The sequence below is a fragment of the Priestia iocasae genome, from assembly GCF_016909075.1.
Lineage (GTDB): Bacteria > Bacillota > Bacilli > Bacillales > Bacillaceae_H > Priestia > Priestia iocasae.
In genome coordinates this window covers 364447-386658 of sequence record NZ_JAFBFC010000001.1, presented here as the reverse complement: position 1 = coordinate 386658, position 22212 = coordinate 364447, and the positions used below count along the sequence as shown (strand labels likewise).

Genomic DNA, 22212 nt, shown 5'->3' with positions numbered 1-22212 from the left:
GAGACTTAGTTCTCTCATCTTGCGTTCCTTTTTCATTTAAGAGCGCTTTTTTCGATACCAAATCATAAAACCAAGAGGCAGCATTCCGAACCACCGACTTGGAAAAGGTGAGCGCTCTTCCTTTCGTTGAACTCGCTTCATTTTACGCTCGGTTTTTGGTTGATCCATGTATTGAACAAACTGTTGTGTGACAAATTTAACGTAATCATTTGTTTTCATTGTCATCATCTCCTCGGTTTTAGTATGACCGAGTCATTCATTACTTAATCAATTCTTTCATCTCTATGCAAATCTCGTGAATTGTTTTATTTGCTGTATCAATAGTATATGTGGCTTGCTCGTAAGAAGGACGTCGTTGTTCAAATAACGCCTGCAACTGATCAAGATTACTTTTTTGCACAAGAGGACGAGATGTATCTCCGATGAGTCGTCTCTCTAATTCTTCCCAATCACAATTCAAATAAAAAGATATCCCCTTTTTATTAATCCAAAGACGGTTTTCTTCTTGAACAAACACACCTCCACCTGTGGAAATGATGACATCGTTAGTTGGTAATTCTTTCAATATTTCTTTCTCAAGCTTTCGGAATGCTTGTTCACCACTCTCTTCGAAAATCTGTGGAATAGACCTGCCTGTTTTTTGTTCAATGTATTGATCTGTGTCAATCACAGGTATTTCAAGTATAGCCGATAACTCCTCACTAATTGTTGTCTTACCTGCCCCCATAAAACCCACTAGGTACAATGCTTTCATCTTTTTCTCTCCTTACCTATATTCAACCCACCGAATGATTTTAGCTTCGTTATACTGAAAGTAAGCTCGTCCTCTATAAAAATGACCTGATAATGTTTCACACTCAATCAAGACAGCCCCTACACCATCACTTACCTGTTCAAACGTGAAAAAGATTTTGCCTGTTGGATAAGAAGAAGAACGGTTCGTTAACGAATAAGGGCTGGGCTCACTCTTCACAAGAGACATTGCCTCAACGACTCCACTTTCTAACAAATGATTAACTTCATAAAACCCTTGTACCTCTTTGTAAAATGTAGCCTCTGAAACATACAAAGAAAGCTGGCGTGCTATCAGAAATAACACCAAAAAACTAATCACTAAAACAAGTGGCAAGGCAGCACCTCTTTGATTACTAATCATAACACACGAAACACGCATCAAACTTACTAATTTTGCTAATAAACTTCGTTTGCTTTGTATCTGTGAGCTCAACAGTTAACATATGGCCCTCTCGTTTATAATCTACAGATTGCACATTCTGCAATAACACTTCATGACCCGATTGATTTACACGTCGCCTTAATTTATCTTGATACCTTTCATAAGTAACTGTGTGATCTTCAAATGTAAAAAGCGTTAATTTAGAAGCATCCACTTTCACTTCTTTCGCTTCTCTATACTCAAACGTTAGCTGCGCAATAAAAAGCTCCCATTCAATGTTTGTTAAAGCTAAATGAGAATCATTTGTTTTAGACAAAATAGGTACAATTAAAGGAATAAGTGAAACAATGAGTAAAAAGAAGGAGAAACTAATAAGCATTTCAACTAATGTAAATCCTTTTTGATTTTTCATTTCCGTATATAATCACACCTTTTTTTCTGCCTTTTTGATAAATCTTGCCAATGAATGCATGCTTTCATCAATTCCTGCATAGTTCCTTCCCAGCTTATTCTGTATACTGTTCCATTTGCAGTATGAGTAGAAGACGTTGCATTCTGGTCATTATATTTATATTCAACTAGCTTTTCATGTAAAAGCGTATTAGCTGCATGAGCAAGTTCTTGATTTTTCCTTTCTGTTGCAATTTGCACGTACAAGGGGGCCGTACTAAAAAGGAGCAAGAGCAATACACCAAAAGCAACTACCACCTCTAACATTGTGTATCCTCTACAATTCTTCCACATAGAACCTCCCTCTTCCTAATTGAAAAACCAAGCGATAAGCAGTATCTCCCGAGCGTATAATATACGTTCTTCCTTGTGAGATATTTCCACGCTGATTGTACCGAATGCTGTTAAGCCCAGAAACACTCGATACAAATATTTGTTCATCATACGATTTCTCAAATAAAACTTCTTGTCGTTGCACTACAGAATACGTCGCGTTTTCATTGTTGAATGAAAACGTTCCTCCTTGACCTCGAGACATTGCAATTTGTTGTGTATAGAATAAATCTGTTTGAAGTTGCTTAAGAAAAAGCTGAATACGGTAATGCTCCATTAACGGTTGAACAACTAAGAAAAGAACGCTTGTCATTACTTGAATCACACACAATACCACTAGCATCTCTAATAAAGTAAAGGCACATTGGTTATTTCTCTTCTTAAACACACTCTTATGGTTGTGCAACTTGTACTTCTCCATCTGTACTAATGACGATACTTTTTCCTCCAGCACATGTTGGATCTTCTTTTAAATAGCCTTCGGTTTTTAATTGATCAATTGTAGGTGTACGATCTTGATTCTCAATTTTATACACTTGAACCTGGGCTTGAACCGTTTTAACAAGAGCATCACATCCTTTCGAATGAATCGCACTATTATGTTTTAATACATTTGGAATTGTAATAAGCAATAATACTGTAATAACAAGCATAACAACTAACATTTCTATTAATGTAAATCCATTTTTCTTCAACTAAATTACTCCTTTATCGATTATGATTTTTCATTCTATAAGCTAGACATTGCATCAAACATTGGAACCATAACCCCTAGGTACATCAACAAAATAACAAGTCCAATAAGAGAAAAAAGAAGAGGTTGGACAAAATGTAAACTTTTATGAATAATCGCTTCTATTCGTTCAATCATAAATGAACTATAATCATATAATTCTTGAGATAGATTTCCGTTTAGCTGTCCATGTGTAATGATATTTGCCATTTCATCATCGTAATATGTTCTACCCCTTATAATGTCATCTAACTGTAAACCGGCAGATAGCTGTTGCATTAAATAAGAAGCTTCGCCTTTAAAGAAAGCATAATGGTACTGCTTTTCAAAAAGTTGCAAACAATCATAGATGGATAACCCTCCTTTTAACAAATTGCTAATATGAATAGCGAAAAAATAAGAGTTAAACAGAAGAACAATCTTTTTAACAACCGGAACTTTCAATAGAAAATTAACTTGCTGAATAGGTGAAAGACTTGTTCGAAGTCGTTTAAAAATGAGATAGCTTATTAGAAGGAAAAGAACAAAGAGAGGAAGCATGTAAGGAAAGAGTGATAAACCTTTCATAAAGAACATGAGCCAACTTGATTGTTTGTGACCAAGTGATTGATACAATGTTTGAAATTGTGGTAGAAGGATGGTACTTAACATAAATAAAATAGCCATCATAAAAAATAACAGAACAATGGGATATTGAATAAGTTTTTGAAATTGCTTCATGTTTTTTACTTTTTGATGAAGCATTTTTCCTCCTTCTCGTAAAGCAAAATAAATATCTCCATGTTGTTCGGCAAAATATAAGTAGCTTAAAACATCTTTATGAAAGTGTAACGTACTAAATACAGAATGAAGAGAATCTCCAGATTTTAGTTGAAGTAATGAATGATGAATTTGTTCACGGAGGTTGTGAGGAAGTTGAAACTGTAAAAACTCTAAAGCATGAGAGAGTGTATATCCTTTCTCAAGGAGTTGTGAAAGTTGAATAAGAAACTTTGATTGTTGTTCTAATGTCCATTTTTTTCTTTTTTTCTTCAATCGTTAAACACCCAGTTTTCTAAAGAAGAAGAGTACAAATAACCTAATGCAACTCCCTTTTTTATCACATCTCGTAATAATTTATAATCATACACCCCTTCTTCTCCTTTGGCTTCCTTAATGACACCACCTAATGCTTTACCGTACAGTAATTCATATACACTTGCCTGGCGATACTGACGCATTTTTCGACATACTGGATGGCACGTCTTTTCGCAAAAAGGACATTTAATTTCTACAAGTCTCTGAGCTGCAATGGCAATTAACGTCTGTTCTATTTCTTGGATACTTACACCAAATTCTAATAATCGATAAATAGCCCCTTTAGTATCTTTCGTATGCATGGTGGTTAATACTAAGTGTCCAGTTAGTGCCGCTCTCATCGCAATTTTAGCCGTCTCATCATCTCGAATTTCACCGACCATAATGATATCAGGGTCATGTCGTAAAATGGCTTTAAGACCTGTAGAATACGTAATGCCAGCCCTTTCATTCACTTGTACTTGAAGTACATCTTCTGTTTTACGCTCAATTGGATCTTCAAGCGTAATAATGTTTCGATTTAACATTTTCTTTGTTTCGTTTAACAGTGTATAAAGTGTAGTAGTCTTACCTGAACCAGTAGGGCCTGTAAAAATAATCATGCCATGAGAGTGTTTTAACAAGGAAATCAGTTTTTTCGTATCTTGTTGAAAGAGAGAAAGGTGAGACATAGAGGTCATTTTATCTTGAGGGAGAACACGGATAACGAGACTTTCATCATAAGAAGTTGGTAAAGTGGATAATCGCAAATTAACTTCACGATGTTCTAAAGAGATGACTAATGCACCATTTTGTGGCTTTCTCCTTTCGCCAATGTCCATCCCTCCTAAGAACTTAAAATGTGAAATGAGTCTTTCGCACACATTTCGAGAAATCACTTCTTTTTGTACAAGTGCTTGATCCATTCTTAGTTGAATAATGGCATCCAGTTTCCTAGGCACAATGTGAATGTCCGATACATTGTATTTCTCAGCATATTTCACTAGCTGATCAGCAAACCTTTCAATTTCCTTCACTTCTAATCCCTCCTTATTAATAAATACGACGATGCTAGTCGCCCTACAACAATTCTACACTCTTCTACAAAATCCTTCTTCATACACCAAAAATACACATAATTAATTAAAAAAGTTGATTCAAAAGTACATTCACTTTTGAATCAACCTAATTTACACCCTTCATATTTACGCCATCTCCCTCTAGAAACGTATGACTATCCTACAAGAGAAGATGTACGTTTTTTTCGTTTCACTAAATTCTTTAATGCAGACTCATTGTATCCTACTACTAATTTTTTCCCATCTGTTAAAATAGGACGTCGCAATAAACGTGGTTGTTCCGTTAAAAGTTGGACAACCTCTGAAAGACTCATATTATCTACATCCACATTCAAGTTTTTATATTCTTGACTTCTTTTTGCTAACAACTCATCAATACCTTCCGTCGTCATTGTTAACAACTGTAGCATCTCTTCATACGTAGGTGTATCTCGAAATAAATGACGCTCTGTAAAATTAACATCCTGCATCTTTAGCCATTTTTTTGTTTTGCGACAAGAAGTACAACTAGGATATGTAAAGAACATAATCCTCTCCATTTGTCATTCCTCCTATTGTTTAATTTTTTGTTACACTTATTTATATACATTGTACATGTTTTGTATAACTTTTGTACAGTTTTTTCTCTTTCAATTTGTGAATTTTTTGTAACAACGCTACTTTCTCAATAGAACACAATGTTTTTGTATTATACTGGAAATAATCATATTAAATAGGAGTGAGAGGGAATGACAGATACACTAAAAGTCACTAGTGTGTTATCCGATCCAACGAGGTTTCATATTTATGAATACATCACACATCAACTAAAGGATGTGACTGTTCAAGAAATAGCAGAAACATTCCATATTCATCCGAACGTTGCAAGACTTCACTTATCAAAACTAGAGGAAGTTAACTTTGTTTCTTCACACACAAAGAAAACAGGCAAAGGTGGACGTCCTAGTCGCTTTTATCGCATGTCTCATGAAGCAATTCAATTGTCGTTTCCTTATCGGGATTATCAACTGCTATCGACCATCTTACTGCAGACACTTTCGCATTTTGGTGAAGAAGGATTAAATGGTTTACATAAAAACGCTTATGATTATGGACGTACTTACTTTAAGCAAAAATATGCTCATCTGATGAGTAACGATGCTTATTCTTTATCTATCCAAGAGAAAGTCAACTTGATTAAAAAAGCAGCAAAAGAAGCTGGTCTACTCCCAATTATTGAATTTAACCATGCAAATAATACTCTTTACTTTCAAATTAACAATTGCCCCTTTAAAGAACTAGCCATCCATCAACAATCTGTATGTGTAGTTCATAACGCTTTTTTAAAAGGAATGTTTGATTTGTTGTTTGAAGACGTTGATTTAATTGCAAAAAATAATATAGCTGTAGGATGTGAAGCTTGTACTTATCAAGTAGCTGTCACAAACTAGAAACAAAGTAATATTTACAATTGTATAAAATGTCCTTTATAATAAATAATTGACATGTGGGTTTAAAGGAGGGGATGCATATGGAACGCATGTACCGTGTATTAGGGTTTTGGACTGGTATTTTTGCAGTTATGTTTTATTTAGGTCATATGCCAACAACAGCGCTAATTTTCTTAGCTCAAACTGGATTTTTCGTCTTTTTAAGTTATTTAAAGCTTTCTGAGCGTATGTACATCTATGTTTTTGGAGCGTACTTAACTGTTTTCTTTGTTGCCTTTACATATTGGACAACTTTTATGATGGTTCCAGGTCAAGGCGGACACTAAAAGCGATGATTTCTCATCGCTTTTTTTGTTTCCGCTTTCTTATATTTGCAAACGAACAAAAATGAATCATTTATGCTTAATTAGATCAATGAGGAATGATTCTTCTAACTCGAGATTTTTATGTTGAATAATTACATGAAAATAATCACTAATACTACCTTCCATAAGTAAGCTACGAATAGATCGATTAGCTTTTGCACGATTAGAAAACGGATCTGTTGAGGTATGCTCCTCCAATAATTGAAGTAAACCAATCATCAGTAAAAACTCTCTTTGGCGCTTAAAAGTTGTAAGCTGCAGTCCACACTGTTTTCCCTTTTCTATTAAGCTATCAAAATGAATATGTGTCGTTAAATCCATTTCACCAATGTTTTGAAGAGGATCCTCAACTAGCTGGTGTTGCATATATCCTCTCAGACTACCTCTGCGACGCGCAGGGTGCTCCCATTCTTGAAATGTATAGCCATAATCCACCGTTACCACTATCCCGCTTTTCACCATTACACCTAATCTTTCAATCGCTTTTATCATATCAAGAGGAATCTCAAATCGTTGTCCTTCCGCTATAGAAAGATTATAGGTTGATAAATAATTAAGAATATGTTGATTCGTTACAGGAATATAGGTTTCAACAAGTCGATTACCTTCTAACGTAATCCATACTTCATATAATAAGCCATCTTTCTTCTCAATTACCTCTACAGGAAGTGCATCAAACCATTCATTTGAAAAAACAATGCCATTGAATTCGCCTACTTGTGAAAGAAATTCTTCGACTGTTTTAAAGTAAATTAATTGATTTGAAAATAGCTCATTTCTTTGTAGCTGTTGATGATAACTGCTTTTTTCAATCATGTAGTACGTTAACTGGTCAACTGTGTTTGGTGAGATTTTTTTCCACTCGTCTATTACAACCTCGGCAAATTTACCATTACCTCCCCCTATTTCACAAATAATGGGAGGTAATAAGTGATGTTCAACAACTTTCACAAAAAGATGTGCCATCGCTCGACCAAAAGCAGAGGATAATTCACTCGTTGTTAAGAAATCACCATGCTTCCCTACTTTCTGAGCGTGTTTCATATAGTACCCATGTTCATCATCATACAGAGCTATGTTCATATATTCGCTATAGGAAATACGATTATGTAAGGAGTCTTTGATACGTTTCTTTATAGCTTGTTGCATTGCTTAAAATCCATTTAAAAACGGATTTTGATCCATCTCCTGCCCAACCGTTGTTTCACTACCATGACCGGATAAGACAACCGTTTCTTCAGGCAGTTGCATTAACTTTTTATCAATACTAGCTAGCAGTTGTCGATGGTTTCCACCCGGTAAATCCGTTCTCCCTATGCTTCCAGCGAATAAAGCATCTCCTGAAAACACAAGCCCTTCTTTTGCTGCATAATAAGACACACTGCCTGGTGAATGACCTGGAGTCTCAAAGACGTACAATTCAAATGAGCCGATGTTTAAGATCCCTTCCTCGGAAATAATGTCGGTTGCTTCTCCTGCTGAAATCGAGCCAATCCCAAAGAATTGTGATCCATTTAATGCAGGATCTGTTAACCAATGTTGTTCATCTTGGTGAATATATACAGGAAGACTGTACTTCTCTTTAACATCATCCACTGCTCCAATGTGATCAAAATGAGCATGTGTTAATAGAATAGCTAAAGGCTTGTATTGCTTTTCTTCAATAAATCTAATTAATTTTTCTGATTGAGCACCTGGATCAAAAATTACACACTCTTTTTCTTCATTTGCTAATACATAGCAATTGGTTTGTAACGGACCTAAAGGAATTTGAACATACATCATTTTGTAATGACCTCCATTTTTTATGATTGAATTCTTTCTTTTAGGTTTATTCTACAATACAACACATCATTTTAAAAATGTTCACTCTTTTTAATTTATCCATAGAAGTGTCACTTTTTCATCTCGACAAACTGTAAGAAAACCTTTACAATAAAAATAGCTATTTTATTACCAAAACCTTACTATAGAAGGTTTTATAAATTTTAGCGTAAGGGAGGTTTTGCAGATGGGTCTTATGATTATTTTTGCATTAACGACATTATTAGGAATTTTCGGTGCTGTCTCAGCCATGCGAAATAAAAACTTCCTTGGATTAGGATTTGCAGTGTTAACATTTGCAATCTTTGGTTGGTTTACGGTAATGACTGTCTTAAATCACGGTTATCCAACTGCTCACTAATGTAGCCGTTACATAGTGCATACAAAAAAAGCCACCTTTGGAGATGGCTTTTTTTATTTCACTGAAATTTCACTAAGTCCATTATGGTCTTTTCATTTATTTTTATGACCTGCTCAAATTGATAACCAATTAAGCTTATTTTTCCATCTGGCGAAAGCTTTAGTGGCATATTTTCAATTCCTTCAATAAGTGTCTCTACTTTACTATGCTCGAGTGAATAAACAATAAAATCAAATTGTTTGCTTGAATTTGACTTAAATGTATAAAAGAGCTGTTCTGATGGATCCATTTGACTATAAGGAATTAATGGACCATCATATTCTGTTATGATCGGCAACGTAAGTTTATCCACTTTTTCAAATGATGAATCCCAAAATGTATAGGTTCCTACTCCATCGTTCTCTTCAATGGTAATCAATGTCGAGCCTAAATAGGATACGCCCACTACATCTTCCTTGATTACAGTTGCTTCATTTGTATCGAGGTTAAACTTTACAAGTGGTGCATAAGGATTGGCTAACACATCATCCACGTCTAAATAAATAATCTCATCTTGATTAATCCAATGAATGAAGGGTTGAGGCAAGGTATATAATTGATGCGTTTTTTTCGCAACATCTCTCAAGAATAAATTAAATGTCCAATCCTCTAAAAAGCTCGTAATAAAAACTTGATTAGGTAAAAACGGATTCCATGTGTACTGTACATCAAAAGACTCTAGTTTTAGCGTATCTAATGTCTCGCCACTTTGATTAAGAAATAGTAATGTGGCCTCTTCTGTTGATTGTGATAGATGTACCAAAAAGGTATGATAATTGGGGTTTGCTTTTACAGAAATAATAGGAGCATCAGAACGAAAAAAGAGCTCTGTTTTACCCGTATAAATGTTGTATTTCTCAATTATAGATCCTTTTTTTTCATGTTTGATGATTAACACATGATGATTATCGTACCAATCTCCAATTCCACCAAAAGCAGATTGTTCAATGATGTAAGGTTTTATTTCTTGTTGATTTGTTACTTTCTTTTCGCCTTCATGCTGCTTTTGTGCTTTGTTAGGATCGTTCGACGCTTCTGACTGACAAGCAACTAACATCACGATGACGAAAATGAAAACCATAACTCTTTTTATCATCTTCATCACCTTTATCTTTCAATCAAATTATGCTATTTCTGTTCTATCAATGCAAGTAATATCTTACATAAACATAAACTTCTAGACCAATATCTTAATTCCTTTGCTAATTGTTTTTTTATAAAGAAATAAGGTTCATACACTATACATACATAGATGCTAATAAAAGTGGAAATGTTCTTTCATAGATTCCAGAAATCATCGACAATGGCAAAGGATTAATTCCTTTGCCAAGCTCAATCGTAAACCCTGCCCTTTTATAATGTAAGATAAACCAATCTTTGTAACCTGCGTGACTATCTATTGTTCGTACAGCTCGATATCCACTAACTCGTTCAAATTCATTTGCAATATGAACAGCCTCACTCGGCTCATTTTCCATGTAGCCCCAGTAGAATTCTTCACCTTGTGTATGCAATGCAACTACTCGATCAAATTTCCATCTTTTAGCTAGTCTTACCATCGTAATCGCCTCGGGCTCAGATAAAGGACAGCGACCTGGATAATCTCTTGGAGCTGGCTTTTTGGGTATTTTTCTCTCTTTTTCTATCTCCCAGTTTGCAGGGAATTGATTATTTAAATCCACACCTCTAATGTTTGCTTTCCAACCAGTAAATCCTTCTCTCTCTTTATTAATTTTCAATATATTTGAATAATAAGGCTCTATAATAGGAGGACCATCAAGAACAAGATTCACTCCATCTGGATTAACCATTGGTACAATGGACAGGGATGTTTCTTGATACAATGTCCTAGCATCTATCCCCTTTAAAGATTGACCATAATAAATAGCATGTAAGTAATCTTCCATAAACTTCATCACTACATTTGTTGTAATCCATTCATTCGCATGAAAGGAAGCATTAATGTGAATTTTTTTCTTTCCATGTCCAATTATAATATGTGGGATCGGCTTTCCTAATACACTATGGCCAATATATTCTCCCGAAGCAATTGGATATCGATGTAATAAGTTCACTAGATCACTTAACATCCGTTCATAGTTATATGGAATATGCATGTTAACCATTCTAATCGTCCCCTCCTTTTTATTTTGCTAATATGATTCTCTTCACTCATGACGGTCTGTCATTCAAGTATATGATGTTAATGCCTTTTATCATGAATAAAAAAGAGCTTTGACATTTTGCCTGTCAAAGCTCTTTTTATTAGTTATGATCTTCTGTTTTTTCTAATCGATAGTTTTTACCTTCATAGAAGCGAAGAAGATCGCCATATACAATCTTATCTGAGTAATCTAATTCTTGTTTTGCTTTTTCCATATATGGCTCACAAGCAGATAGATTTGTTTCTTCTTCCGTAGACTTATCGTAACACTTATTATCAGCATATACATACTTATCTGTAATAAAGCTACCGTCACGTAAAACAGCAAAATCCATCTTTTCTTCAGAGAACATATCTGAACCAAATTGTACATGATCTTTCGTATCAATACCTAATAAGTGAAGAAGAGTTGGTTTCAAGTCAATTTGCCCTGAAACTTTAGAGATTTTTTTACCTTTATGCTCTTCACCAGGAATGTGAACAATCATTGGTACTTTTTGTAGCTGTGTCCATTGATAAGGTGTTACTTCTTTTCCTAAATATTGCTCCATTGCAACGTTATGGTTTTGAGAGATACCATAATGGTCACCATAAACAACAATAATAGAATTCTCATATAAACCTTCTGCTTTTAAATCTTCAATAAAGTATTTAAATGCTTCATCCATATATCGAACGGTAGGGAAGTAACGATTTAATGTTCGACTATTAGAATCGAATTCATCCACCATTTTATCTTCTTCATCTAATTCGAATGGGAAATGATTTGTCAAAGTGATGAACTTTGAATAGAACGGCTGTGGTAAAGTTTTCATATGTTCTACAGACTGCTCAAAGAACTCTTTATCTTTTAATCCCCATCCCACTGAGTTTTCAGGCGTTACTTCATAATCAGCTAGTGAGAAGAAGCGATCATACCCTAGTCTTGGATAGACAACATCACGGTTCCAGAAACTACGATTGTTAGCATGGAATACAGCACTATAGTAGCCTTTATCTTTTAAAAGTTCTGGCGTACCATTAAATTCATTTCCACCATGTGTAAAGAATACTGATCCACGACCTAATGGGTATAACGAGTTATCTAGTAAAAACTCACTATCAGATGTTTTACCTTGTCCTGTCTGGTGATAGAAATTTTCAAAGTAATAGCTTTCTTCAATAAAATCATTTAAAAACGGTGTAACCTCTTGACCATTTACCGTATTTCCAATAACAAAATCCTGTAATGATTCTAGTGAAACAATAATAACATTTTTATTCTCAGCTGCACCGAATAACTCTTCATTTGGTGCCTTTTGATTTGCTTTTAAATAGTTTTCGATTTCAACAAACTCACTGCTATCTGCTAATGCACGTTGAGCTTTTGTTTTGGATTGAAGAACTGCATCATAGATGTGATAGTTGTAAGTTCCAATATTTTTCACTAACATTTCACGGTCAAACGCGCGAGTTAACAGCTCTGGTCGCTCCGTCTCCGCTAAAGCCAAGTTTGAAATAAATACCGCTAACACTGCTACATAGTAAGCAAAGCGAGTCTTGCGGCTAACCCCTAGTGAAAGTCCTTCATCTACCTCTTTTTTCTTAGACAAGTATTTTGCTAGAAATGCTAAAACGATAACGTCAATAAACATTAAGATATCTGTCCACTTAAATAGCTCAAACGCACTATTCCCTAAATCCCCCATGTTGCTTGTTTGAAACAACACTGGCAATGTTAAGAAATCATTAAAAAAGCGATAGAACATAACGTTTGCAAATAGAACAAATGTGATAATAAAGCTTGTTATAATTGTATAACGATTACGTCCTTTTTCTGTTTTAAAGAATAACCCTATCCCTAGTATTAACAATAAGAAGCTTAAAGGGTTAATAAACAAAATAAACTCCTGTGTAGCATTTTCAATTTTAATATCAAATTGGGTTTTATATACAATATACGTTTTAATCCATAGTAAAATCGTTGCTGTAAGAATAAACGACAGCTTTGACAACGATGATTTATTGGTCACGTTTAAACCTCCTTAATCCCTGTATTCCTTTGTAAAAATATAATCATTTTATTTAATATCTTCATAATAACGAAGATAATCTTAATGCTTTTTTTACAAAAATGCAAATCATTTTTCACAATCAAAAGGTAGAATAGTAATGTTATTGATATTCGTTTATACAATTATTTAGACGAATATCTCGTAAAAAAGTTTCGTCAAAATTTAAATTCATAATATTAAAAATATTTTAAATCTTAACATAAAAGAGCCTCCTATAGAGAAGACTCTTTCAAGCTACTATTTTATACCCTGAGTTTTAAAATAGTAAACCTATTATTTCATAACTCAACCTATGTTTCTTCAAAAGAGAATTTTTCTTCACAGACGGGGATTCGAGGCTTGTGCATTCCATCTTAGATACCCTCCGTAAGTGAATGCCCCTTCTCTTGTCATGGTATATTTTCTAACTCTATTTATACAGACGCAATTTTTGTTTTCACTAACCAAGCTCCACCAATGACACCTGCATCATTACCTAGCGTTGCAATGGTTAATTCAACTCCCTGTGATACCCTCGGAAAAGCAAAACGATCAAAATAAGATCTGACTGGATTTAACAAGACATCTCCAGCTTTTGATACGCCTCCACCAAGAACAATTTTTTCAGGGTTTAAAGCATTCGCTGCATTTGCTAATGCCAATCCTAAATGAAATGCAAGCTTGTCTACAATTTTAACAGCTAATTCATCACTTTCTCTTGCTGCATCAAATACCATTTTTGCTGTCAGTTGACCACTTTGAGTGTAATCATCACGCAACGAACTAGTTGTCGTTGTGTTTGATAACTCTTCCATTGCCAATCGAACAACCCCTGTAGCCGATGCAATTGTTTCCAAACAGCCTGTTTTTCCACAGTTGCAAGGTGCTCCGCCTTCAGGGACAGATGTAATGTGGCCAATTTCTCCAGCAGCACCGTTTACACCATGTACAATTTCACCATTGGCAATTACACCACCACCGACACCTGTACCAAGAGTAACGCACAGTAAATCCTTCGCGCCATCTCCAGCACCCTTCCACATTTCACCGATTGCAGCAATATTTGCATCATTGTCTACAACCACTGGTACAGATGCTTCTACTTCTAAAATATCTTTAATCGGGAACTTTTCCCATCCTAAATTAACTGCTACTTCAATTGAACCGTTTGCAAAGTTTACCGGACCTGGAGCTCCAATTCCGATTCCCACTAATTGACTCTTATCACGGCCTAATTCGATAATCGTTTTATCGATAGACTTTGCAATGTCTGTTGGAATGTTTCGACCTTGCTCACTAATGTCTGTGTCTATTTCCCATTTATGAATGATTTCCCCATAATGATTAATAAAGGCCATCTTAATCGTTGTTCCACCTAAATCAACACCAACTAACCATTTTTCATCCATTCTGACTCATCCTTTTTTCTTTTTGTAATTGTAACTCTTGGCGAACTAACAAGAGAGCCATTTGAAAATCTTGAATATCAATTAATTTAGAATGAAAAAGCTCTTTTAACTCTTCTTCCATTAGTTCAAGATCTGCAAGACGATCTCCGACATATATTATTGTGCCAAAAGATTTTAAAAACTGCTGAACATCATATAACGTTTTCATCTTTTTCACCCATTTACCTTAAACGTTTACATATACATAAAGTATAAAGGAAACTAGCCTTACGTCAAGACGGTTTATTGTGAAGTTTTCCCCATAGCTGATTATATTTCTCATTACTTGAATCAAGCTGTACGGCTTTGTTGACGGCTTCTTTCGCTTTTTCTGTCTCATTCATCTCACTATAAATGAGAGCTAAATTATAATGTGCTTCATGAAACTGATTATTGTATTGAACAGCAGACTCTAAATACTGCCTTGCCTGATTTAAGTCGTTTTCCTGAAATTCAACAATAGATGCCAAAAAATAAACGCGGCTATCTTTGCTATTTCCATCGATGAATGGCGTCAACACTCGGTTCACCTTGCTATACTCTTCTTTTTGAATATATTGAGAAGCAATCATTAATGCTGAATCTGTATCCTTCTCAACATTTTGCTCATTAAACCCATATATCAATAAAGCTACCGTTAACGCAATTGTTGTCAGAAACGATATAAACTGTGTTCTAATTCGTTTATGTGTCGGTAAATGAACAATACTTGCAGCAAGAAAACCTCCTATTAATCCACCAATATGACCTGCATTATCGATACCTGGAACAACAAATCCAAACACGAGGTTGATAACAATGACCATGATAATGTTATATCCCATTGTACGGAGAAATAATTTGGGATACGCTCTGCCAATAAACAATAAGGCTCCAAAACATCCGAAAATTGCACCTGAAGCTCCTGCTGATAAAGAGGAACTAAAAACAAAGCTTCCTAATGTGCCTGCAAACCCAGCAAACAAGTAAATCAATAAAAACCGAAAGTTTCCATATACCCTTTCCACTAACGGACCTAAATAATACAAAGCAAAACTATTCATTAGCAAATGAAGAAATCCAATATGGAGTACGATTGGTGTAAAGAATCTCCACCATTCTCCTTGTATTATGTACGGATTATACTTAGCTCCATATTCAAGCAATGTTAAATTATTTTCACTTCCACCTTTTAATTCTAAAAAGAAAAACATTGCGACTTGAACAGCTAAAAAAACATAAGCAAAGAATGGCTTGCCTCTATTAAATAGCTCTTTCTCTTTGCTCTTTTCTTCCCGAATCGATTGAATCACTGCTTGTTTCACTTTCTCACTATATAAATAGCTTTCGTAGTCTTCCATTTGTTGTGCATAATAAGCAACATTCATATTGCGTGCAAATTGTTCATAACTTCCTTCATCCTCTTGCTCTGTTAATAAGATGGTATCAATGAGAATCTTGTCTTTTTTTTCATATGAGCCTGCAACGGCCTCCCAATCATTAAGGGGATAATCATCAACTATGTAAACATTTTGGATAAATAACTCTTTTTTCAACCATTGCTTTCGCAGAGACACGGCTCTTTTATGTACGTAATCAATATCTTTCTCAAGCAAATTAGACCATGTAAAATCCTTCCTTACAATGCGAAATAACGTTGTTTTTCGATTTTTATTTGTTTCAAACCATATTTGAGACAAATCTTCAGAAGCATATAAAAGATGATAAGCCTCATTACTTAAAAGACCTTCTATGATTTTCCAATAACGAAGATCCTGCTTCATAAATACGAACCCTCCCTTTAGTCAATTTAAAAATCCATTATAAAAAGGCTTGTAAATGCAATAAACAAGATCAGTCATTCATCAGTTTATGCTAATGATGTTGCAATCGAACTGAGTCTACATAAGTTCAATTAAAGAGCGACAGGTTGCTTCTTTAAAAAGCAACCTTCAAAACTTATTCTATAACTCTTAACTCCCTTTTCAAAGGCTTACCTATCACGTATACGGTTTAACCCTACAAAATAAGGATTCATATGCATTTATTCTTCTTAACGATGTCAGAAAATAAACGAAAAAGCAACCTTTTATACTTAATAAACAAAGGGTGAGCGGTCCCCTGTATAGGTTCTGCTCACCCTTTGTTTTTTACTTTCATTCATTATGAATAACGAAATACTTGCCCAAGTAGCTTATCTTTTACATAAGGGATATTTAATAATGAGCGAATGGCCAAACTTCTAATCGCTGAACTTCCTAAAATAAGGTTGACGACACGGTATCTCATTCGATAGCTTACAATAAGAAGAAGCAGTCCAAGTATTACTAGTAAGATACGTTGCACTCTCACGACCTCCTTACTATTAACTTGCTCCATTTATATAACTTTATCCCTTCCACAGTATGTTTTATAGATGAAAGTCCACATGCATACAAGTTAAGTGAGAAACAGTTGGACAGCAATCCCACCAATGACCGTTGAAAGAATAATCGCAGTTACATTCACGACATCATTATTAAAAAACGTCCAACCTTTCTCTTTTACTGTTGTTATTCCGCAATGCAATGTACGTTCCGTTTTAATCGAACAGACTGAACAACGATAAACGACTTGAATTGTCGCACCAAGCAAGGTATCGAATAAATTTCCCAAAAAGCCAAACAATGTTACAAATAACAGAGAATAAAAATGAATAGGCTCAAACAATAAGTATCCTATATAACCAATTACAAATGAACCAGCTAAAGCTGCACATGTTCCTAACAACGAAACCGCTCCTGATGTTCCTTTTTCAACTCGCTTAAACGATAAAATAAAAAAAGGTGCTCGTTTGCTTAATGAACCAATTTCTGAAGCCCATGTGTCAGAATTAGCAGCGGCTAGGCTAATGAGAAACAGATACACAAGACTACTCCACCCACTAAATGCGTAGCATATGCTAATCAACGCTGCTATTCCACCATTTGCAAAGACTTGAATCCAATCTCGTCTATCACCTTTTTCAACTTTTTCTGTTAAGTCACGCTTCTTTTCCCTTTTATATTTACTCCATAAGGTAGACGTACCAAAGAATACACCTAATACAATAAGCCCTTCAATCTCATAGCCTATATAGATAGAGATTCCTACAAGAGCAGCCGCTACTGCTCCTGATCCAGACAATGAATGTACAAGATAGCCAAAGAGAGCAACAAGGATAATAACAACATAAACGAACAGGCCTTCAATCATCACAATGAATAATCCCCTGTTCTGTAACGAGTGCTTTCACAGGAAGATCATGTTCTTCGTAAGGAACTTCTTCTACTACTTGAAGTGAAAAAGCAAGTGCAATGACTTCTCCGTTAAATTCAGCCAAATACCGATCGTAATAGCCTCCACCATATCCGATTCGATAGCCATTTTGGTCAAACACAATCCCTGGTGCGATGATTAAATCAATTTGATTTGGAAAATACTTCTTTGTTTTTTGTACAATTGGCTCTTGCAACCCAAAATAAACCGTTTCTAATTGAGAAAATGATGTAATTTCATAAAACGTCATGACATTTTCTTTTGGGTTACATTTTGGAACCACTACATGCTTCCCCTCATCCCACGCCTTCTTAATAATTTCATTTGTTGCCACTTCTCTACCTCTAGAAATGGTTACACCAATCGTCTTTGCTTCTTTCCAGTACGAAGATTGACATAACACGTCCATAATATCTTTTGAGAAAATGTTATATGTAAGCTCATCTATTTCATTTAATTGTTGTTTCATTTTTTTTCGCCATATTGCTTTCACTTTCATCATCTCCTCACCTATCTATTCGAGATTGAAAGAACCTATAAAAAAAACAGTAGGAATAACATCCTACTGCTTACTTTGTTTCACGGTGAAGCGTTACTTTTTTAAGTCTTGGGCTGTATTTCTTTAACTCAAGACGATCTGGGTTGTTACGCTTATTTTTCTTTGTGATGTAGTTACGATCACCAGTTTCAGTACAAGCTAATGTAATGTTTACACGCATCTATTTTCCCTCCAAACATTAAGAACATAAATCAGACTATACTATAATATCACTTTTCATTTTGAAATTCTAGTCTGTTTTTATGAAGAATGCAATTTCACATATTAAATTTCTTCTTCCCATTGTCTAGCATGATGAGCTAAAAATAATTTATGATGTTATTTTTCCTGATACTCCCTAATTTTCCTCATAACATATGTTGAAAGCTCTTTTGCTAACAATTCATTTGTAGCTTCAGAATAAATGGTTAAAGCCGGCATTTCTCCATGAGGTAAGATAAGTGTCCAACCTCGATTTTGATGATAAACTTTGACTCCATCAATTAGCTCAATTTGTTGATCACTGAATTCTTCTAATAGCTTTCGCATAACAAGACCTTGTGATTCCCATGGGCAAAATATATGTTCTTTTTCAATATGAATCTTAGGAACAGTTTCAATAAGAGCTGATATGGAGTGAAGTTGAATAGATAACAATTCGATAATTTGACATAGCGCATACAATGCGTCTACTTGAAAATGTATAGGGCCCAACACATTTAATAAAGCACGCTTTTGAGATTTGACCCTCACTAACTTTCCATGCAATCGACTCGCAAGTAGTTCTAAAGATGAAGGATAATGAACAGGTACAGGAATAATGGAACGTTTTTTTGTAAGGCTTACACTATAAATGTAAAGAGCTAATATGTTTGTCTCTGTTAGTACTCGCCCATTTTCATCATACAATGAGAAAAATTCGCCCTTTTCATCCATAATCATCGCAAAGCTTGCCCTATACTTTTTAATCAGTACCGAGATGTCCTCCTCGTTTATTTCATTACCACAAGCCACATATCTTGTAATACGCAACTCGTCGCAAAGATGGTGAACCATTTCCTTAATAAAGGAAGGGCCCACAACAATGATTGAAATATTTGCTCCAATGACCGACGATACATTAATAGACCGAATAAGATAGTCAATATAATCCTTTTGGTTACTTTTAAGCTTTAAGATTGGGCTTACATTCTCTATTTTAACATCGAGGTTTGTCATAGATGTGTACTGCTTTTCGACTTTCCACTCCACCATTGAATCAATAAGACAGCCTGTTTCATTATATATTTCTAAGCAAAGAAAGCTTCCTGCTCGATGTGGCTCTCTGTGAACGTAAATCATATAATCTGCTGCTTCTTTTGTAACTTGATATCGCAATTGCGGAAGAGGGAGCGCACCAACTGTATATACTTTGAAATTTTGCAATTGAAGACCAGACATAAGAATATTACTAAAAAGATGAGCACACCTATCATCATCACTACCTACTATAATGACACTTTCATTAGGCATACTCATCCGCAACGCTTGACATAGCCGAAAAACAGCTTGAGGAGATTTGCCTTCCTGTGCGTTCACTATCACTCTGCCATTTATGAAAAGAGGATTTTCCGTGCTTTTCATGAGCTCATTGGCACTTTTATTTAAACAATCCCCTCCTATCACAAGCGTAGATAAAGTAGAACGTTGTTGAATGGAGGCGTTTGAAGCAACGGTTGCTTCATAGAGATGACATTCTTCTCCTACGAATACATTTTCTAATAAAACACTATAGGAGATAGAGGAAGATGAACCGATCAAGCTATTTGATCCAATGGTTGTATAGGGACCAATCGTAGCTCCTTTTTGGATTGTTACACCTTTTCCTATATAAACAGGTGGGTGGATGGTGACTTGTTCTGCAATTATAACGTCTTCTTCTATACATGTAGAAAGTGGAAAAGTGAGAGTGGGCTTTTGATTGAGCAAGTCGTAATTAGCCTGTCGATAGTGGTGAATTTGACCAATATCAATCCAATAGTCTTCTGTTAAATAGCTGCAAACTTTTTCATTGCTTTTTAATAGCTCTGGGATGAGATCTAGACTAAAATCAAAGGGCTTATTTTCTTCAATATAATGAAGGACTTTTTTCGTGACAATGTATACACCTGTGTTAATCAGATTACTCGTTACTTCATTTCTTCTTGGTTTCTCAATGAACTTTTCGACAAATCCAGAAGCGTTTCGTAATACCATGCCGTAATCTAAAGGACTTTCTACTTCTTTTGTAATAATGGTCATCACTGATTGTTGCCGATGATGGTAAGTAAAAACAGATTGTAAATCGATGGCTGTGAGCGCATCTCCACTAATAACTACACAATGATCATCAATAAACTCACAAGTATTCTTCAAACTACCAGCTGTTCCTAACGGCTCTTTTTCAATAAAATAATGAAGCCTTACTCCCCATTTACTTCCGTCTCCAAAATACGAAGTAATATGATGATGAAGGTGGTGTAATGTAACAGCGATATCTGTAATCCCATGTTTTTTTAGAAGTTCGATACTATATTCCATCACCGGTTTCCCACATAAAGGGAGCATTGGCTTCGGGACTTCATCGGTTAAAGGCTTTAGCCTTGTCCCTTGACCACCAGCTAATATAATCCCTTTCAATTTGCTTCTTCCTTCCCTGCTTTATTTTTGCTTACTTTACATTTAAACAGTTCACTTGTTTTAGAAGCAATTTCATCCCATCCAAACTTACCTGTTACTTCTTTTTTCGCATTTGCTCCTATCATTGCAGAAAATAGTGGGTCTGATAGTACACGCATTAAGCCTTGAGCTAAACTCGATACATCTCCAGGCTTACAAAGTAAACCTGTTACTTCATGTGTTACAATTGAACTTAATCCACCTGTGTCAGAAACAATTGTTGGCCTTCCAACAACCATACCTTCTAATGCTACAATTCCAAACGGTTCATATAAGCTTGGAAATACAGCGACATCACACAAGTGAAAAAGTTGATTTCTCTCTTCATCTGTAATATAACCAACAAAGTACACATGTTGTTGCAGATTCTTTTCGATTACATTCGCTCGATAATGATGCAGTAACGGTCCTTTTCCTGCAATCACTATTCGTATATCTGGTATCGTTTTTACTAGCTGTTCAGTAGCTTCTATTAAGACACTAAATCCCTTTTCATACACAATCCTTCCAATTGAAAATACAAGTGGACCTGGATGAATCTGAAATTTGTCTTTTATTTTTAAAGACCGCGTATGTGACACAATCATATCTACATCAATTCCATTTGGAAACACCGAGACCTTCTGCTCAAGTACATGAAACAAACGCGTAATTTCCGCTTTCATGTAGTTACTACAAACGATAATAGCTTCAGAATCTTGTATCAAAGAATGTTCTTGATCGTGTATAGATCTTTGCATTTCTGTGAAGATTCCATTATTCCTTCCATGTTCTGTTGCATGAATCGTTGTAATAAGAGGTCTATTGATATTCTTTTTCAAGGCGCGAGCGGAGGCTCCAACAAGCCAATCATGCGCATGAATTAAATCGAAGGAGAGACTTTCTGACAGCTTTAAAACCTTTTGAGTCATCGCAATATTTAAGCTACTTACCCAAGCTAGAAAATCTTCATGATGAGGCTGCAAACTTTTCACTCGGTAAACGTGTACACCGTATAGACGCTCGTAAACAGGCAAGCCCTCTACAAAAGCAGTTATAACATGGACATCATGCCCCACTCTTGCGAAAGCGCGAGACAAATCAAACACATGGCGAGCTAATCCCCCGATAATATGAGGTGGAAATTCCCACGATAGCATTAAAATGCATAAAGGTTGAGAGGTAGATTGACCATTTCTATCCATTTTGTTTTCGTATTCTTTTTTCATG

The 22212-nt window shown here is 35.2% G+C and carries 27 protein-coding genes; 3 read left to right on the top strand and 24 right to left on the bottom strand.

Translation table 11 applies throughout. From position 1 onward, the window contains the following. Positions 1-36 precede the first annotated feature (36 nt). The 10 genes from JOC83_RS01930 to JOC83_RS01885 form a co-directional block, all read right to left on the bottom strand. A complete protein-coding gene (locus JOC83_RS01930; protein ID WP_205182968.1) occupies positions 37-219 on the bottom strand; it encodes a YqzE family protein in 183 nt (60 codons plus the stop codon). Between the two features lie 40 nt (positions 220-259). Then, the gene (locus JOC83_RS01925) at positions 260-754 is read right to left on the bottom strand and encodes a shikimate kinase (protein ID WP_205182965.1); all 495 of its coding nucleotides are present in this window, start codon (positions 752-754) and stop codon (positions 260-262) included. Positions 755-766: 12 nt separating this feature from the next. Then, positions 767-1129 carry a competence type IV pilus minor pilin ComGG gene (gene comGG / locus JOC83_RS01920; protein WP_205182962.1) on the bottom strand — a complete coding sequence of 121 codons (363 nt, stop codon included), beginning with the start codon at positions 1127-1129 and terminating at the stop codon, positions 767-769. Positions 1130-1148: 19 nt separating this feature from the next. Beyond that, positions 1149-1589: a competence type IV pilus minor pilin ComGF gene (comGF, locus tag JOC83_RS01915; protein WP_205182959.1), complete on the bottom strand. Its 441-nt coding sequence runs from the start codon at positions 1587-1589 to the stop codon at positions 1149-1151. Beyond that, entirely contained in the window at positions 1586-1894 is a 309-nt protein-coding gene (locus JOC83_RS01910) for a hypothetical protein (protein ID WP_205182956.1), read from the bottom strand. Before JOC83_RS01910 ends, comGF begins: the two co-directional genes overlap by 4 nt. A 10-nt stretch (positions 1895-1904) precedes the next feature. After that, entirely contained in the window at positions 1905-2366 is a 462-nt protein-coding gene (gene comGD, locus JOC83_RS01905; protein WP_205182954.1) for a competence type IV pilus minor pilin ComGD, read from the bottom strand. Further along, on the bottom strand, positions 2353-2655 hold the full coding sequence (gene comGC, locus JOC83_RS01900) for a competence type IV pilus major pilin ComGC (protein WP_205182953.1): 303 nt from the start codon (positions 2653-2655) through the stop codon (positions 2353-2355). Before comGC ends, comGD begins: the two co-directional genes overlap by 14 nt. 35 nt (positions 2656-2690) lie before the next feature. After that, the gene (comGB, locus tag JOC83_RS01895; RefSeq protein WP_205182952.1) at positions 2691-3728 is read right to left on the bottom strand and encodes a competence type IV pilus assembly protein ComGB; all 1038 of its coding nucleotides are present in this window, start codon (positions 3726-3728) and stop codon (positions 2691-2693) included. Next, positions 3725-4786 (bottom strand): competence type IV pilus ATPase ComGA, encoded by a 1062-nt coding sequence (gene comGA, locus JOC83_RS01890; RefSeq protein WP_205182951.1) that lies wholly within the window; start codon positions 4784-4786, stop codon positions 3725-3727. Before comGA ends, comGB begins: the two co-directional genes overlap by 4 nt. A gap of 197 nt (positions 4787-4983) precedes the next feature. Further along, complete coding sequence (locus JOC83_RS01885; protein ID WP_205182950.1) at positions 4984-5367, bottom strand: Spx/MgsR family RNA polymerase-binding regulatory protein; 384 nt, start codon at positions 5365-5367, stop codon at positions 4984-4986. 189 nt (positions 5368-5556) lie between these two features. Here JOC83_RS01885 and JOC83_RS01880 point away from each other — a divergent pair, with 189 nt between their 5' ends. Further along, positions 5557-6258, top strand: coding sequence for a helix-turn-helix transcriptional regulator (locus JOC83_RS01880; protein WP_205182949.1), 702 nt, complete (start codon positions 5557-5559; stop codon positions 6256-6258). 80 nt (positions 6259-6338) lie between these two features. Beyond that, positions 6339-6584, top strand: coding sequence for a DUF2626 domain-containing protein (locus JOC83_RS01875; RefSeq protein WP_110111325.1), 246 nt, complete (start codon positions 6339-6341; stop codon positions 6582-6584). 66 nt (positions 6585-6650) lie between these two features. Here the strand turns inward: JOC83_RS01875 and JOC83_RS01870 are convergent, their stop codons facing one another. Continuing rightward, positions 6651-7772: a class I SAM-dependent methyltransferase gene (locus tag JOC83_RS01870; RefSeq protein WP_205182948.1), complete on the bottom strand. Its 1122-nt coding sequence runs from the start codon at positions 7770-7772 to the stop codon at positions 6651-6653. Between the two features lie 3 nt (positions 7773-7775). Next, entirely contained in the window at positions 7776-8408 is a 633-nt protein-coding gene (locus JOC83_RS01865) for an MBL fold metallo-hydrolase (protein ID WP_205182946.1), read from the bottom strand. A gap of 226 nt (positions 8409-8634) precedes the next feature. On the opposite strand from JOC83_RS01865, the gene JOC83_RS01860 reads away from it, so the two are divergent. Then, positions 8635-8808 carry a DUF2759 domain-containing protein gene (locus JOC83_RS01860; RefSeq protein ID WP_205182943.1) on the top strand — a complete coding sequence of 58 codons (174 nt, stop codon included), beginning with the start codon at positions 8635-8637 and terminating at the stop codon, positions 8806-8808. Between the two features lie 58 nt (positions 8809-8866). Here the strand turns inward: JOC83_RS01860 and JOC83_RS01855 are convergent, their stop codons facing one another. The 12 genes from JOC83_RS01855 to JOC83_RS01800 form a co-directional block, all read right to left on the bottom strand. Then, the gene (locus JOC83_RS01855; RefSeq protein WP_205182940.1) at positions 8867-9943 is read right to left on the bottom strand and encodes a YqgU-like beta propeller domain-containing protein; all 1077 of its coding nucleotides are present in this window, start codon (positions 9941-9943) and stop codon (positions 8867-8869) included. 142 nt (positions 9944-10085) lie between these two features. Continuing rightward, positions 10086-10973 (bottom strand): M14 family metallopeptidase, encoded by an 888-nt coding sequence (locus JOC83_RS01850; RefSeq protein ID WP_239583264.1) that lies wholly within the window; start codon positions 10971-10973, stop codon positions 10086-10088. Positions 10974-11112: 139 nt separating this feature from the next. Further along, a complete protein-coding gene (locus tag JOC83_RS01845) occupies positions 11113-13023 on the bottom strand; it encodes a sulfatase-like hydrolase/transferase (protein ID WP_205182937.1) in 1911 nt (636 codons plus the stop codon). Between the two features lie 455 nt (positions 13024-13478). Then, entirely contained in the window at positions 13479-14453 is a 975-nt protein-coding gene (locus JOC83_RS01840) for an ROK family glucokinase (RefSeq protein ID WP_205182934.1), read from the bottom strand. Continuing rightward, positions 14446-14661: a YqgQ family protein gene (locus JOC83_RS01835; RefSeq protein WP_205182907.1), complete on the bottom strand. Its 216-nt coding sequence runs from the start codon at positions 14659-14661 to the stop codon at positions 14446-14448. Before JOC83_RS01835 ends, JOC83_RS01840 begins: the two co-directional genes overlap by 8 nt. Before the next feature lie 64 nt (positions 14662-14725). Then, positions 14726-16255, bottom strand: a complete 1530-nt coding sequence (locus tag JOC83_RS01830) for a rhomboid family intramembrane serine protease (protein ID WP_205182905.1) — start codon at positions 16253-16255, stop codon at positions 14726-14728. A gap of 379 nt (positions 16256-16634) precedes the next feature. Next, positions 16635-16817 carry a hypothetical protein gene (locus tag JOC83_RS01825; RefSeq protein ID WP_205182903.1) on the bottom strand — a complete coding sequence of 61 codons (183 nt, stop codon included), beginning with the start codon at positions 16815-16817 and terminating at the stop codon, positions 16635-16637. Positions 16818-16910: 93 nt separating this feature from the next. Beyond that, positions 16911-17705 (bottom strand): DUF92 domain-containing protein, encoded by a 795-nt coding sequence (locus JOC83_RS01820; protein ID WP_205184737.1) that lies wholly within the window; start codon positions 17703-17705, stop codon positions 16911-16913. Beyond that, complete coding sequence (locus tag JOC83_RS01815; protein ID WP_239583263.1) at positions 17698-18267, bottom strand: 5-formyltetrahydrofolate cyclo-ligase; 570 nt, start codon at positions 18265-18267, stop codon at positions 17698-17700. The genes JOC83_RS01820 and JOC83_RS01815 overlap by 8 nt, the downstream gene beginning before the upstream one ends. Before the next feature lie 70 nt (positions 18268-18337). Then, entirely contained in the window at positions 18338-18487 is a 150-nt protein-coding gene (gene rpmG / locus JOC83_RS01810) for a 50S ribosomal protein L33 (RefSeq protein WP_110111337.1), read from the bottom strand. A 158-nt stretch (positions 18488-18645) separates the two neighbouring features. Further along, a complete protein-coding gene (locus JOC83_RS01805; RefSeq protein WP_205182900.1) occupies positions 18646-20964 on the bottom strand; it encodes a sugar phosphate nucleotidyltransferase in 2319 nt (772 codons plus the stop codon). Next, on the bottom strand, positions 20961-22211 hold the full coding sequence (locus JOC83_RS01800; protein ID WP_205182899.1) for a glycosyltransferase family 4 protein: 1251 nt from the start codon (positions 22209-22211) through the stop codon (positions 20961-20963). Before JOC83_RS01800 ends, JOC83_RS01805 begins: the two co-directional genes overlap by 4 nt. Position 22212 lies beyond the last annotated feature (1 nt).